Source organism: Chryseobacterium sp. ZHDP1 (assembly GCF_018603435.1).
In the GTDB taxonomy this organism is placed as follows: Bacteria; Bacteroidota; Bacteroidia; order Flavobacteriales; family Weeksellaceae; genus Chryseobacterium; species Chryseobacterium indicum.
This window is the reverse complement of record NZ_CP075682.1, coordinates 4725625-4742019: the sequence shown is the minus strand read 5'-3', so window position 1 is coordinate 4742019 and position 16395 is coordinate 4725625. Positions and strand designations below refer to the sequence as shown.

At 38.9% G+C, this 16395-nt stretch carries 4 protein-coding genes; all 4 read right to left on the bottom strand.

Features of this window, described 5'->3' with window-relative positions; all coding sequences use genetic code 11:
• Positions 1–1147 precede the first annotated feature (1147 nt).
• The 4 genes from KKI44_RS21920 to dnaE all read right to left on the bottom strand — a co-directional run bounded on the left by KKI44_RS21920 (position 1148) and on the right by dnaE (position 16240).
• Positions 1148–1897: a DUF6261 family protein gene (locus tag KKI44_RS21920; protein WP_214589139.1), complete on the bottom strand. Its 750-nt coding sequence runs from the start codon at positions 1895–1897 to the stop codon at positions 1148–1150.
• A 211-nt stretch (positions 1898–2108) separates the two neighbouring features.
• Positions 2109–7235, bottom strand: coding sequence for a T9SS type A sorting domain-containing protein (locus KKI44_RS21915; RefSeq protein WP_214589138.1), 5127 nt, complete (start codon positions 7233–7235; stop codon positions 2109–2111).
• 403 nt (positions 7236–7638) lie between these two features.
• Complete coding sequence (locus tag KKI44_RS21910) at positions 7639–11295, bottom strand: GEVED domain-containing protein (RefSeq protein ID WP_214589137.1); 3657 nt, start codon at positions 11293–11295, stop codon at positions 7639–7641.
• A gap of 265 nt (positions 11296–11560) precedes the next feature.
• The gene (gene dnaE / locus KKI44_RS21905) at positions 11561–16240 is read right to left on the bottom strand and encodes a DNA polymerase III subunit alpha (RefSeq protein ID WP_214589136.1); all 4680 of its coding nucleotides are present in this window, start codon (positions 16238–16240) and stop codon (positions 11561–11563) included.
• Positions 16241–16395 lie beyond the last annotated feature (155 nt).

Here is a 16395-nt window from a genome sequence, read left to right as displayed (position 1 = left end):
CAATCATTTGAATAATTAAATAAATCATAATTTAAACAAACTTATAAAATATTGTTTATTAGCAAGTTAAATAACACTCACAAATATTTGACTTACAATCAATAACAACTTTGCATAAAAAAACCTTTCAAAAAAATATAGACTGCCTCAAAGAGACAGCCTATATTAGTTAGTTCTATTTATCAAAATCTTTTGATAAACCATAAATTATTTACTTTTCGATACCTCTAAATATATATCTTTTTGATATACGGATAAAAACTACCACAAACCTTAACACTCTGATAAAAATCACCCAGTGCTTCAAATTTCATATTTACAGAAACTGTTTACAATGTATCAGGTAGCATGATGCTGCCATACTTTGATATTTCAGTTACATGATCAGGGAGGCTTAATGGTGAGTGAAGTCATTTTTTTGTCCTTTATTTTTAATCTTTAAACCTGATGCAAAAGATTTTAATACTTTAGTTGTTCAAGTTTATACTTAAATGGAAAAAGAGCACATAAGTTAAAAAAATCAAAGATCTTTTCTCTTTGCTGGCTTTTGAAATAAAAGTTATTTAAAGTAAAATGGTAGAAAATTCTGTGGAGTTTTATCTGTGTAGACACCATATTCGCAAGGCGTTCTGCATTCCGTAGGAACGCCATCTTTAGAAAATTTATCGTATTTAAGATATGATTCCTATGGATTGACTGACGAATCTATTCTTATTTCTACACAGATTCTGCTCCTAAAGGAGCAAACTCTTTTGATTTAAATAAGTCCAATAAATTCTTTTGTGGTTCTTTTGTGGTTAAATTTAAAATGAGCTTAAACAGACTTGTTATATTCATCTTTATGGTCGTTACCTATTAAAGATATTGTAGAAAAAGTATTTGATCTTCTAAACCATAAAAAATAATTTTAAGTCTTTTAGATGAACTTTTTTCTGCCTTTTCATATCAGACTATTTTAAAATATGCTCCCGCAGGCATTTTATCTTCGGATGCTCCCGAAAACACATTCCTTTGGGCGAAACGATTTCGGAACTCCCCGAAAATGTTTTCCTTTTGGCGGAATACACCCGGCGGGTTCCGAAGGTCTGCTTCTTTAGGCGGGACGGTTTCGGCTGCTCCCGACAGCTCCCTCCCTTCGGCGGTGGCTCTAGGAAGGGGTTTGCGGAGATTCAGGTTTCTGATCTTCTCCCCCGCTTTCTTCCGTACTGCTATATTTGGTAACGGCAAGATTATATTGGTTTACCAGACTGCTGAGCTTTGCCATCAACTGATCGTATTCTGCATTCGGGGTAAGCAGGGCATGAGCCTCTATATGCTGCTTCAGTGTCCGGTAAGCTTCCGTAGATGCTGTTCTGGCGGTGGCTAACACACCTGTTTCTACTTCCGAAAGTTGTACGGTACGGGCAATGTACTTGTTGTTAAAATTCTGGTTGGAAGTTTTCAGCTCGTTTACCCAGTCCGTAAGTTGAAGCTGGGAGATTTTATCACTGTGCTTTTCTTCCCATTCTGCTACGATGCTGTTAATCGTGGCGGTTTCCAGCTGATACCGAAGCTTGTAGATACGGTCTCCAAAACGGTTAAGGATATCTAGAAGTGCAAAGGCATTGTTTTTGGTCACCGGATCGAAATGGTACTGCCATGCTTCCAGCATCATTTTAATCCCGATAACAGCGTTGTCTCTCTGCGCATCCAAAGCCTGAATTTCCGGCGTAATATCGCTTCCCGTATAGGGCAGATAAGCATTATTAAAACTTTGTGCCGCTGTTTGCAAAATTGTTCTTTGGCTGCCTATATTTAATTGGTCGGCAGCGGCTTGAGGTAAAAGTTCCAGTACATTGTTCACGAATTGCAGAAAATCTCCGTTACGGTATTTTTCCAGATTGGCGGTTGTAATCATTGTGTTATTTTAAAATTTTAAAGGGCTAATTTATAAAAAAATTGAAAGCGTTTTTCTGTTCAGGTATATTTTATGAAAAATTTTAGATAACTTCAACATATTGGCAGCTATAACGTTTTCATAGTAAAGAATTTTCATGAAACATTTATCAAAAAAATAGAGGCTATCCTATTGACAGCCTCTACCTTTTTATTAGTATAATTATTTAAGATTATCTCTTAATTGTTTTGAATGTCTGTTTAGAGCCATCCTTCATTTCAAGAGTAACTAAATACAATCCTTCTTTAAGCTCTCCCAACTGTAGTTGAGAAGCTGGGGTTGCGATAGTTTTCACTAACCTTCCGGCAGCATCTACGATAAAGATAGATTTTACATTAGATACATCAGAAATGTTTAGTACATCCACAAATGGATTAGGATAAACTTTAATTCCTTTGTCTTTATACAATATTTCGCCTGTACCCAATGTAGGTGCCATTTCCGCATAAGAAAGGAAACCTGTGTAACCGGTGCTTGCCAATGCAGTAGTAGATTGTGTTGTATTTGGACTGCCTGCCGCATAAGTACCTGTAGTACCAAATGAGCTGTCATATACTCCATTTGCTGTTGTCGCGATTACCGGGAAATTGCTACTTGCAATTGCTGCATCCCCTAATCTTACATTGATGGTTGAGAAAGCACCAGATACCAGTGGAGCTTCCCATCTTCTTGTAGCAGATAAATTTTGAGTACCTGCGCCAGCCGTTCCGGAGTTGGAATCAAAAGCTTCAGCTTTCATATTGGTTACCGCCGTAGTTGCAGGTGCCAATGCAATTGGAGCATACGCTGTTTTACCTACAGGATATACTATATAACTTGTATTCGCATTACCGGAAGCAATCGTTCTGGCAAATGGTCCCACTACATAAGATGTAGTGCTGCCTCCTGACAATGTACCTGCAGCTGTTGCTGTACCTAATGTCAATAAGTTAGTAGAAGTTGTATTTACTTTACCTGCTGTAAGCGTTAAAGTTCCACTTACTGATAACGGTGCATTTAATGTAACACCTCCGGTACTTGCATTATTTACAGTTAAACTAGTTAAGTTAGCTGTAGGAGATGCTGCTAAATTTCTGAATACACCTGTACCAGATATAGTTTGAGCATTGGTAGATGCCACGCTAGAAGTAGAAGATGTTAAATCTGCTCCCCATTGTGCCAATTCTAAAGTACCAGTAGAAGTAAGCGTACCATTATTTACAATATTTCCATTAATTTTTGAACCAGATAATCTTAGCTCACCAGAAGTAATGGTTAAATCTTTTTCAACACCTACGGTATATGGAGGTACAACAAATCTATTTGTACCTGTAGGTAAATTAATAACTAAATTACCCGCAATAAAATATCCAGTGCCCGGCCAAGTATTATATTGAAGACCACTCGTGTTTCCACCTGCATCAGTAGACACTCCGTCTCCTAATTGAATTGTATGATTTACTCCTGCACGGTAACCATTACCCCAATACGCGAAAGCATGTCCATTTGAAGTACCTCCTGCTGCTGAAGTTGCCACATGCGGATCTACAATAACAATTCTACCGCCTGTTAAATTTAATGTAGCTCCTGTTCCTGAAGTACCAAAACCAAAGATATTAGTACCAGAAGCAACAGAATTAGCCACTATACCTGCATCATTACCATCTACAATAATATCTCCACCTGATTGATTAAATGTTGATCCATTTACATTATTTACATTACCATTTACATTTAATATACCACCTGAAATTGTTAATGTTCCGTTATTTACTAATGAATTATTTTTAAGAGTACAACCTACCGTAAGATCACCGGATGCATTTACCAATGTCCCTCCTGTATTAATCGTAACATTTTTAGAAACATTTCCTGCGGAATTTACCGTTACCGTAGTACCTGCTGCAATTTGCACCACATCTGTACAAGATGGTACCGTTCCTTTATTCCAAGTTGCAGCACTATTCCAGTTTCCGTTTCCTAAAGAGACAAAAGGAATATCCGAAGCTGCGATACCTAAATAATAAGTATCCGCTAAATTAGCCAATGGAAGAACGGTTCTTTGTGCATTTACATAATTTGTTCCTGCTTGGTGTGTCCCTAAAGCCGGAGCAGAAGCTAAGGTAATTCTGCTGTTACCGTTAACAGCAGTATAAATATTTTGCCCGTTTATTGCCATAGAATAAGTAGGTGTTCCCGTAATCCCTGTCTGAGAAACAACCCAGTTGGATTTTGCCTGCGTATCTACAGTATAAGCCCCATCTACAATGCTTACAGTATTTGTTCCCGCAACATCATTATATTGTACTGCAATTTTACCACCAGTGGTAGCAGCAGCTGTTTGGTTTAAGTAAAGATTTCTTGCCACAAAAGCGGTTGATGTTCCTGTAGCAAAAGGATATACTCCTGTAGTCGTTGCTGACGGTGTTGTACTTGCTGTAATAGTTGCTCCACCTGTTGTAGTAGGCCACCATCTTGCAAAAGTACTTCCTGTACTAAAGCCACCTGCAGTATAAGATAAAGTTCCGTTAGATGTAGCTGAAGTTCCTAAAATAAGAGTATTAGCACCTGTATTTACAAAACCTGTTGTCATTGTTAATGTACCAGAAACAGTTCCTGTATTTGCACCGCTTAATAAAGAGTTTGCATTGCCAAAAGTAACCCCTGTTGAAGAACTATTATTAATCGTTACAGAAGTAAAATTAGCTGTAGAACTTGCCGTAACAATATTATTTCTGAATACTCCGGTTCCTGAAACAGTCTGCGGTGTAGTAGAAGCTGATGCTGTTCCGTTATTCTTGAAATTCTGGAAACTCAATGTGGAAGCAGTATGTGTAAATGTACCATTATTGGTAAAGTTACCCGCAATACTTACTCCTGATGTTGGCATTCTGAATTCTCCGTTTGCATTAATCGTTAATGTATTAATACCGATTGTTGTAGCAGAGTTGGCTACATATCTGTTTGTACCTGCAGCTCCATCTATTATTACATTATCAAAATAGATTTTACTTCCTGCATTGTTCCAGATAAATCCTCCCGCAGCAGAAGCCGTTGCCGTAGTACCCCCTGCATCTGTAGATGATCCGTCACCAAACTTCAGAGTCCAGCCAGCTGTATTATCAATCGCAGTTCCTCCCGTATAGGAGAATGCGTATGAAGTAGTACTGTTAGCTGCATGAGGATCTACCACCGTCATCGTTCCACCGGTAAGCGTTACGTTTCCTGTAGCTATATTTACTATATTTGTACCAGAAGCTACACTCGTCGCTGTGGCGCCCGCATCGTTTCCATCTACATTAATATTTCCTCCACTTTGAGCAAAAGTAGAACCGGAAGCATTGTTAATATTACCATTTACTGCTAATGTTCCTCCAGATACCGATAAGGTACCGTTATTGTTAATATAATTGTTTTTATTAACACATCCTACAGCAATAGAACCCCCTGTAACAGCTAAAGCTCCTCCTGTATTAATAATTACATTACTTGGATTTGCCGTTGTAGAAGAAGATACAGTCACCGTATGTCCTGAAAGAATAGCTGCATTAGCACACGAAGGCACCACTCCGCCTACCCATGTACTTGTACTTTCCCAAGGACCGGATTGTGCTGATTCTATAGGAGCTTCTGAAGTAATTGAAGCTAATGTATAAGTAGCTGCTATATTTGCTGCAGGAACTGCAGCTCTCTGCCCCATAGGCTGGTTTGTACCTGCCTGTGCAGTACCTAACAACGCCCCGTTATTTAATACCGTAACATTGGGAGTTACAGCTGTATAAGTTCCCTGCCCCTGAACGGCAACAGTATGGGTAGCAGAAGAAGCGTATCCCGCAGAAGTCGTCACCACCCAATTAGCATTCGTCTGCCTGTCATAAGTTAATGAACCTTCGGTTAAAGGAGTTATTGCTGTAGTACCTGAAGCACCATTAAACTTTACAGCCATTTGACCAGCCGTAGTTAATGCTGCAGTAGCTCTATGAAAATGATCCGCTGAAAGTCCAATTACAGGATTACCCATTACAAAAGGATAAGTTCCTGCACCCGGAGTTGGAATTGTAGATGCTGCTATAGTAGTTCCTGATCCTGCTGTTCCGTACCATCTGCTGAATGTAGAACCTGAACTGAACCCTCCTGCAGTATACGACAGTGAACCAACAGTTGTACCACTTACACCTAATATAAAAGCATTAGATCCCGTATTTACCACGCCATTTGTAAAAGTTAATGTCCCTGAAACAGTACCTGTATTTGTGCCGCTTAATAACGAGTTTGCATTTGCAAAAGTAACACCGCCTGCACTTGAGTTATTAACAGTTATACTTGCAAAATTAGCTGTAGAAGTTGTTGCTGAATTTCTAAAAACACCGGTTCCTGATATGGTTTGAGCAACTGTATTGGCAACAGATGATGTACTTGAAGGCATTGCAAATGTTAATGTGGAACTTGCTGTATAGATGCCATTATTAACTAAGTTACCACCAACGGTTAACGCTATTGAATTCTGGTCTAATTCTCCAGCCGTAATCGTTAAGTTCCCCTTTATACCATTACTCCATGAATATTCTTTTACGATTCTGTTGGTACCAGAAGGATTGTTTACTTCAACATTACCAAAATTTAGTTTTCCGGAACCTACATAATTGTATATGTAAAATCCTATTGCATTTCCTCCCGCATCTGTTGAAACGCCATCTCCAAATTTTAAAGTATGATTTAAAGAAACCTCTGAAGAAACAGACGTGTTATAATAAATCGAGTAATGCGAAGATGAGGTGGACGCAGGTGGATCTAATAAAACTAAAGTACCACCTGTCCAGTTTACTCCATTTGAAGAAGTAATATTTAATGTATATTGGCTACTTGTAGTACTTGTAGCTGTAGCTCCTGCATTATTAGGATCAATGGTTATTGTACCTCCACTTTGATTAAAATTACCAGATGTGTAATTTAAATAGCCATTGATCAGGACATTACCGCCAGAAACAGTAAATGTTCCTCCACTGACAGTAAGATTTGAATTATTTGCGTTGGCAATGCTTACTGTAAGCGTATTTGCAGCAACTGTTAAACTTCCTGAGTTTATGGTAAGCTGCCTTACCGATGCATTCCCGGGAAGCGTCATTGCTGATGAATTTTGTATTACAAAATTATCTGCATTACTAATAGAACCGGGTGACGTTCCCGTTCCGTCAGTATTGGTTCCCCAGGAAGCCACATTTGTAAAATCCGTCGCCGAGGCTTTCGAATAATACGTGGTCTGAGCTTTTATTGAGGCGACACCGCCAATCAATAAAAGTAAAAAATACGTTTTTTTCATAAATTGTTAAATTAAAATTAGGACTTGTAAAATTATAAATAAATTTAACCCAATTAAAAAAAAATCAATAAATATTTAAATTTAACATAAAAAAAACACATTAAGAGTGATATTTTTAAACAATCATTTAAAAAATTAAAATTTCTGTAATTAAAAAGCAATTCATAAAAAACTGTTTATTAGACAGTTAATTATTAATCACAAATCACTGATTTATAAACAACTATAACTTAACATAAAAAAATAACCATTCTCCAACCTGAGATATCTGCTTAAAGTGAAACTTTTGCATCCCAGTTATTATTTTCAGGACACAGAACTGTAATGTAACATTTCTCAAAAAAAATAGAGACTATCCAAATTGGCAGTCTCTATAATTTATTGATGGGTATAGTGAACAGAATTACCTCTTAATCGCTTTAAAGGTCTGTTTAGATCCGTCTTTCATATCTAAAGTAATTAAGTACATCCCTTCTTTCAATTCATTTAAATGAACTGATGATTCAGGATGGGTTATGGTTTTAACCAATCTTCCTGCAATATCTGTTACATAAACAGTTCTTACATTAGAAATATCCGATATATTCAAAATATCTGTAAAAGGATTCGGATATACTTTAATTTCGTTCTTCGTACCGGACAATTCGTTTGTCGCAAGCGGAGCGGTTACAATAAGTGAATAATCAATAATTTCTCCTCTTGAAAAACCTAAACAAGGATCCGTTGGTGCACTGTTGTTGTAATTGATCAGAACCCTCATTCTGTATGTTCCTACAGACGTATTTGCAGGGATGGTAAGTGTAGCACCGCTTGTGGTTGTGGTATAAGCTGTTGTTGCATACAGCTTTTCGGAAGCTTCAAAAACATTATTCTGATTTAAATCTATCCAGACAGCCATTCCCACAGTAGGTCCTCCCGCCGTTATGGAAACAGGAATAACCGTATTGGAAGAAGATTTCGCTATTGAAATATTATTTGAGCTCATCAGATTCTTATAGCCAAAAGTTGCTGCACTGTTTGCTGTTGCAGAACTGTATGCCATATTGGTATTGGCAGTGGTGGATGTAAATGAACTGATCCATGAATTCTGATTGGAAGTTGAAGGTGTACAGTAATTGCTTGTATAGAATCTTGTTCCGCCTTCCCATGCACTGTTATCAGTAGTGGTACATTTAGCTCTTGCCCATACATAATAGAATGTATCACTGGTTAATCCTGTCAGGTTAGCTGTTGTACCCGTTCCACTTGTAGTTACTGAATTAGCCGCATTTAAAACCGTTGTTACTGTTGGTGGTGTATTTGTCGTACTGTAATAAACATCATACCCTACTCCAATCGTAGAAGAAGGTGCCGTCCAACTAACTGCAGCTCCGTTAGCTGAAGTTGATGGTACAGTAATTAATGTCGGATTATCGCAGCTTGGAATAGTCTGAATATTAATATCATCAATCCCGATTCCTCTGTAAGTTCCTCCTACACCGTGTCTGAATGCCAGATACTGATCTGTTCCCGCCGGAATATTTACCGTATACTGAACCATAGTTGACGTTAAAGTAACCGAACTGATCTGCGTAAAAGTAGAAGCATCAGCAGGATTGCTTAACGTTCCTACCTGAAGCGTATAACCTGCAGCCCCTCCCACAGCCATGAAACGAACTCTGTTTGCCCCGTTTGAAAGAGGGGTAATTTGTGGGGAAACCAACATTCCTCCCACTGTAGTAGCTGTATCATTATATAGATAATAACCATTTGGAGCAGAAGAATTATACGATGTATTTACATAGCCATATCCTGCCCAAGATGACGGTTCTAAATATCTCCAGCAGGAAGGTGCATTTGTATTGCTGCTGCTTCCCGTAGCTGTGGTGTCGAAATTTTCAGACACAGGAAGAGAGGTTACAGCCGGACAAACAGTTGTAAAGCTTCTCTCTGTACAGTTTAATGAGTTTTGAGTTGCCGTATATGCTCCTACAGACCAATAATATACCGTACTGTAATTAAGGGAAGTAGGCAAAGTGTATGTGATAACATTTCCAACATCAAAATTATTAAGCACATCATTTCCACCCGGTGTTGTTCCTATTCTCAGTTTGTAGCCTGTAACTGCAGACGAGGAAGAAGCCGTCCATGTAAAGGTAGGCGTAAGCGGAACATTAATGGCAGATGCTGCAGGCGCAGATTGTGCAGGACAGATAGAAAGTGTTGTAAATGTTCTCTCTGTACATCCTGTAGATGAAATCGCAGCATTATAGGAATTAACCGTATAATAATACTTTGTGTTATATGCTAATTCTGTTGGCAAAGTATACGTTGATACGTTTCCTACATTCAAATTATTTAAAACATCTGTTCCTCCTGAAGTTGTACCCACAGATAATCTGTATCCTGTAGCTTCTGGATTTGCCGTCCATGTAAATGCAGGCGTCACGGAAACTCCTGTTGCCGCCGAAGAAGGCGCAGAAACCGTAGGACAGAACGTTTTCGTGGCAAAAGAAGATCCTGAAACCCAAGAACTCTGATCCGAAGCAGAACAACGGGATCTTACCCAAACATAATAGGTTGTATTCGGCGTTAAATTGGTTATTGTATACGTTAAACCTGTTGCTCCCACAACATTTGGCGTGGTAGCAGCAGTAGGTGCTGTATTGGTCGTGCTGTAATAGATATCAAATGCCGGTGCAGGATTTGCCATCGTCCAGCTTACCGGAGCTGTCGTAGACGTAGTCGTTCCGGGAGTTACAGAATCCGGGAACATACAAGGAATTACGGAAATATTTACATTATCAATATAAATATCGTTGCTTCCGTTATCTCCTGTAGCCATAAATCTTACAATCGCTGTCGGACTGCTCGTTCCCAAGTCTGCATATTTGGTAGCCCATGAAGCAGAAATCCCCTGAGTAGAACCCACCTGATTGAAAGTGTTTCCGCCATCCGTAGAAACCAAAACTTTTAAAACATCAGTTCCTGAAGTATTCTGATAATCATACGACAACAGCCTCGACCCTGTTCCAGAAGATAAATTGATATACAAGTCCATATATCCTGAAGCATTGATCGTATTGTATGAATGGAATCTTGCGGCAGGAGCTATACCGGGTGCAGCAACAGCAATATTTCCGCCCACGCTTGTCCATCCTGTTGTACTTGCGTAGCCATTTACCGTAATATCACTTGCTCTCCATGAGTTATCCCCTCTCGAAGGCCATGTTCTCCAATAGCTTGCATTAGGAAGATCGCCTATGGAGTTTCCGTTTTCCCATGTCGTGAAACTTTCATTAAAAGGAATCGCAGCATACGTTGCAGGCGGTGCAATCCATGTTCCCGGAGAATAAGTAAACGTAAGACCGGAAGCAGGTACAGTTGTGGAATTGGTCGTTCCTAAAGTAACCGAATCTGTACTTCCTGTTCCTATGGAAGTTGCTGTCCAGTCCGTTCCTACTCTGTTGTTGGTATCAGAAGCTTCTGATCCTCTTATTCCGACCTGTCCCGTTAAGACCGCAGTACCGGAAACACAATTTCCGTAAACAATGCTTACATTATTAGAAGTTAAATCAAACTGAATCTGAAAATTAAGAAGCTGCGCAGCAGATGCCCCACTTCCCTGAAGATCTTTAAACTGTATAATAAATTTTGAACCAACAGTCTCGTAAGAGATCTCGGAGGTTGTTGTATTTGCGTTCTTCAAATTGGCTGCAAAACCTGCAAATGCCCCTTCATAGGGAGTTGTGGTATCTGTAGACAACCCGGTATATGTAGCTGCAAGAGCAGCGGTTCCAAGCGTTACAAAACCATTATTGCTGAGGTAAACAGCGTTATAAGATTTACCATTAAATTTAAAAGCTGATGGTAAATTAATCGCAGCAGAAACAGCATCTGTCCCTAAGGCTGCTCCCGACTGCCAAATTGTTCTGGAGGCAGAAAGCGGTGTGTAAGCTCCTGTAGTCTGCGTAAATCCGTAGCCGTTATTGGTATTCGGATTGGTAGCCTGAGGCGGTCCCACCTGTGCAAACGCTGCCGATCCCAAGGCAAGAAGACACGTGAGTAGAATTTTCTTCATATTTCAATAAAATTAAGGGCGGTAAAAATATAAAAATTATTCATTAAATCTGTTAAAATTCAGAAATTCATCATTATTTAATGTTAAAAAGATAAAATATTTTAATAAAAAATAAACATTAATTTAATTTTAACAGATCAATAAAAAGTGGAATTTTAATGAGTGGCTCATGGTATTGGTTTAAAAAACACAAAAATAAAAATGGCTAAAAATCTGATCAATAGATTCATAGCCACTTTAAATTTATATCAGCAGAGTTTTAAATTTAATTCAGATAAAATTCATATTTTTTTAATAATTGAATTTCTTTGATCAGTTCACCGCTTAGATTTACAGAATGCTTCATAGACTGAACTTCGAGATGTTCCACCTTCGAATCTTCTTCTACATTTTTCAGATAAAATTTCAGCTTCTGCGTTCCCTGATTTCTTTCTAAAACTTTTCTGAAAAAATTCAGGTCTTCCGGTCGGAAATCCATCACATCCATCACTAAGGAAATACTTTTTGCAAATCTCTCAAAAGCTTCCTGAAGCTCAATAACATCCGTAACATTCACAAAAACCCTTCCGTCCTTTACCTGAGCAAATTTTATTTTGAAAATAACAAACCGCTGAACCTCCAGTTTTTCTTTCAGCTTCATATAATCACGATCTCCCAGTCGGAAAGAATAAGAACCGGAATAATCTTCCAACGTTACAAAAGCCACTTTTTCACCACTTCGGAAACCATCTTTTACCACATATTCGGTAATCAGACCGGCAACAGTATATTCTTTTCCGCCACCGCCGTTTTCTCTTTCCTTCTGTAAGGTTTTCCAGTCTTTTTTCTTCTCTTCGAATAATTCTTCCTGCTTATTCGCAAAAGCCTGTTCTTTATACGCATCTACTTCATCAAGATTAAGGAAATGGAAAACACCTTTTGGCTCTGCTTTTTTGGTGACTTCCTCAATGATTTCCTCTTCTTCACCCGCAATCACATCATCGGAAACAATTTCCGCAAGTTCAGCCACATCTTCCGGAACCTCCTGCTCTAAGATCGGAACCTCATCTATTACGATTTTAGATTCGTCTTCTTTTTCCAGAACAGATTTTTTGGAAAGACTTCCCTGTATAAACTGGAACTGGTATTTGAATTCGTCCAGAGGATGTGCAGAAAGATAGAATCCAATGGTTTCTTTTTCCTTATTCAGCTTATGCATATTCGGCCATTCCGGACACGGAGCCAGTTTGGGCTGCTCGATCTGAACTTCCTCTGCAAAATCCGCAAAAAGAGAATGTTCCATTTCATTTTTACTTTCCTGAAAGCTCTGTCCGTAACGGATCAGTCTTTCGAGATTGGTTCTTCCCGCCATATCAATATCGAAATACTGACCTCTGTGGAAATTGTCGAGTTCGTCAAAAGCTCCTGCCAAAACCAAACTTTCTGCCACTCTTTTATTCATTTGCGAAGGCAGAATTCTTTCGAAGAAATCATAGATATTTTTAAATCTTCCGTTCTGTCTTTCTCTTGTAATGGCTTCACTCGGACCTTCACCAATTCCTTTAATGGCACCCAGACCAAAACGGATCTGCCCTTTTTCGTTTACCGAGAATTTGTACTGCGATTCGTTTACATCCGGTCCCAAAACATCAACGCCCATACTTTTACAGTCTTCCATGAACATGGTGATGGAATCTGTATTGTTAATGTTGTTACTCATCACACTCGCCATATATTCTGCCGGATAATTGGCTTTTAAATAAGCAGTCTGATACGCAATAAATGCATAACACGTAGAGTGAGACTTGTTGAAGGCATATTCTGCAAAGGCTTTCCAGTCGTTCCAGATTTTCTCTAAACGTTCTTCGTTGAGGTTATTTTTTCTTCCGCCTTCAATGAATTTCGGGTACATTTTATTAAGAACGTCGATCTGCTTTTTACCCATCGCCTTTCTCAGCGTATCGGCTTCCCCTTTCGTGAAATTTGCCAGTTTCTGGGATAAAAGCATTACCTGTTCCTGATATACGGTAATTCCGTAGGTTTCTTTTAAATATTCCTCTGTTTCCGGTAAATCGTAGACGATTTCTTCAATTCCGTGTTTCCTGTTGATGAAGTTCGGGATGTATTTTATAGGACCGGGACGGTACAATGCATTCATGGCAATAAGATCGGCAAAAACGGTAGGTTTCAGCTCTCTCATGTACTTTTGCATTCCGGGACTTTCATACTGGAAAATCCCGACTGTTCTTCCCTCTTTAAATAACTGATAGGTTTTTGCATCATCAAGCGGAATAAGATCCGGATCAATATCTACTCCATATCTTGCTTTTACTAGTTTTAAAGCATCTTTAATAATGGTTAAAGTTCTCAGCCCTAAAAAGTCCATTTTCAGAAGCCCTGCACTTTCTGCCACCGAGTTATCAAACTGCGAAACCAGAATATCGGCATCTTTTGCCGCAATGGTTACCGGAACCAGATTACTTACATCTTCCGGCGTAATGATAACCCCACAAGCGTGAATTCCTGTATTTCTGATGCAGCCTTCCATTTTTTTTGCACTCGCCAAAACTCCGTGACGCGCATCATTCGGACTGTCGAGAACGTAGCGCATTTCGTCAACAAGCTGTTGTTCTTCAGGTTTTAATTTATCGTATTTTGCTAAAGCTTTCGCAATATTCATTCCCGGTGTGGAAGGAATTAATTTAGCAATATTATTCGTGTCAGGAATCGGGACATCCAAAACTCTCCCCGCATCTTTAATCGCAGATTTACCTCCTAAAACCGAATAGGTAATAATCTGGGCAACCTGTGTTTTTCCGTATTTATCAACCACCCACTTGATGATTTTATCACGTCCTTCATCATCAAAGTCGATATCGATATCGGGCATGGAAACCCTTTCCGGATTCAGGAATCTCTCGAAAAGGAGATCGTATTTAATAGGATCTACGTTTGTAATTCCGATACAGTAGGCAACTGCAGAACCTGCCGCAGAACCACGACCGGGACCCACCCAAACGCCCATTTTACGGGCTTCGTTACAGAAATCCTGAACAATCAAAAAGTAACCGGGATATCCTGTATTGGCAATAACTTCCAGTTCGAAATCCAGACGTTCTTTTATCTCATCTGTAATTCCGGTTTCCACATATCTTCTTTTTGCCCCTTCGTACGTTAAATAGGTAAGATAAGCCATCTCACCGCGTTTTCCGCCATCGACATCATCTTCGGGATGAATAAATTCTTCCGGAATATCGAATTTAGGAAGGAGAACGTCTCTTTTTAAAGTATAAGGCTTGAACTTTGCGAAAAATTCTTCATATGCTTCGAATGCATCGGGATACGTTAAAAACGCTTCCTTGATTTCATCCGCCGTTTTCATATAGTATTCTCCGGTTGCAAGTCCTCTTCTTTTTCCAAAACCTTTTCCTACAGGCGTTGAAAGCTTTTCACCATCTTTGATGCAGCTTACAATATCCTGAATATTAGAATCGTCTTTATTGGTATAGAACGTTTCATTCTGCGCTAAAATTTTAACATTATATTTATCGGCAAAATGCAACAATACATCATTTAAATGCTCTTCTTCCGGCAGTTTATGGTTCTGGATCTGGACATAAAAATCGTCTCCGAAAGTATCTTTCCACCATCTGAAAAGCTCCTCCCCTTTCTGTTCCCCCGTATTTAAAATGGCATCCGGAATATCTCCGTGAATTCCTGAAGTTAGAGCAATAACTCCTTCTTTATATTCGGCAATCAATTCCCGGCTTACCCTCGGAACTCCGAAATAAAATCCTTTAAGAAATCCGATACTGGATAGTTTGGCTAAATTTTTATAGCCGTTAAAATCCTTTGCCAATAAGACAACCTGCGTTCTTCGGTCGGGATCATCTTTGGTAAACTGCTTCTGCTCATAACGGTCTGAAATATAAAATTCACATCCAACTACAGGAATCAAAGGCTGTGAAACCGGTTCCGGTTCATTGAATTCTTCGCCTTTTTCTTCTGCTTCCTGTTTTTTAGCGAGGTATTCTTTATGCTTTTTCGCACGGTCGCCGTTTGCGCCTTCTACCGCAGAAACAAATTTGAAAGCACCCATCATATTTCCCAGATCCACCATTCCGACAGCGGGAAAATTATCATCAGTTGCTTTTTTAATTAAATCGTTGATGCTTGTGGTAGCCGTTAAAGTAGAGAAAACACTGTGGTTATCAAAGTTGAAATATTTTCCGAGGTCGATCTCATCAATACTTCCGAAGTCCTGCTGTTTCTTTTTGTTGTGAAAATCCGCAACCTGCCTTCTGATAACAATATTGAAAGGCTTTATCGGATCAGGATACAGCGTTTTAAAATACGCAAGCTGATCTTCCGAAGTTTTCAGTACTTCCGCAGGAATGATCCCGATTCTCATCATTTCGAAGAAAACCTGCGCCGTTGCATTTACGTCGGCAGCGGCGTTGTGCGCTTCATCAAATTTATGACCGTATAATTTTTCGTAAAGTTCTTCCAGCTTCGGAGCTTTGTACCTTCCTCCTTTTCCGCCTCCTAACTGACAGAAATCTGTTCCCAGAATCATCGTATCGGCTTTGGGCTTTTCCTGAAGATTGTCTTTAATATTTTTACGGTAGAATTCGGCTCCCACAATGTTGTAGTCAAACTCCACATTGTGTCCGGAGACCACTCTTACTTTTTCTAAAACTTTAGAAAATTCATTTAAAATTTCTTCGAGATCACGACCTTCCTCATTGGCGATTTTTGTTGTAATCCCGTGAATTCTCGCGGCATTGAAGGGAATATCATACCCTTCCGGTTTTATAATATAATCCTGATTTTCAATTAATGTTCCGTCATCATCATGCAACTGCCACGCAATCTGCACCATTCTTGGCCAGTTATATGAATCTGAAAGCGGAGCGTTGAAATTCTTCGGTAAACCTGTGGTTTCTGTGTCAAAAACTAAATACATGTAATTTTTCTAGCTTTTATTAAAAAGAGAATGTAAAGTTACTTTAATTTTTTGTCTTTTGGAATTAGTTTTTATAAATCCTGCTGAATCATGGTATATATATTTGATTTTGATAAATCAGGTTTTAGCGCAAATCAGACATCAAAGAACATTGA

Excerpts from the sequence above, each read along its gene's own strand:
- KKI44_RS21920 (WP_214589139.1), bottom strand. The coding sequence starts at position 1,897 with ATGATTACAACCGCCAATCTGGAAAAATACCGTAACGGAGATTTTCTG.
- KKI44_RS21915 (WP_214589138.1), bottom strand. The coding sequence starts at position 7,235 with ATGAAAAAAACGTATTTTTTACTTTTATTGATTGGCGGTGTCGCCTCA.
- KKI44_RS21910 (WP_214589137.1), bottom strand. The coding sequence starts at position 11,295 with ATGAAGAAAATTCTACTCACGTGTCTTCTTGCCTTGGGATCGGCAGCG.
- dnaE (WP_214589136.1), bottom strand. The coding sequence starts at position 16,240 with ATGTATTTAGTTTTTGACACAGAAACCACAGGTTTACCGAAGAATTTC.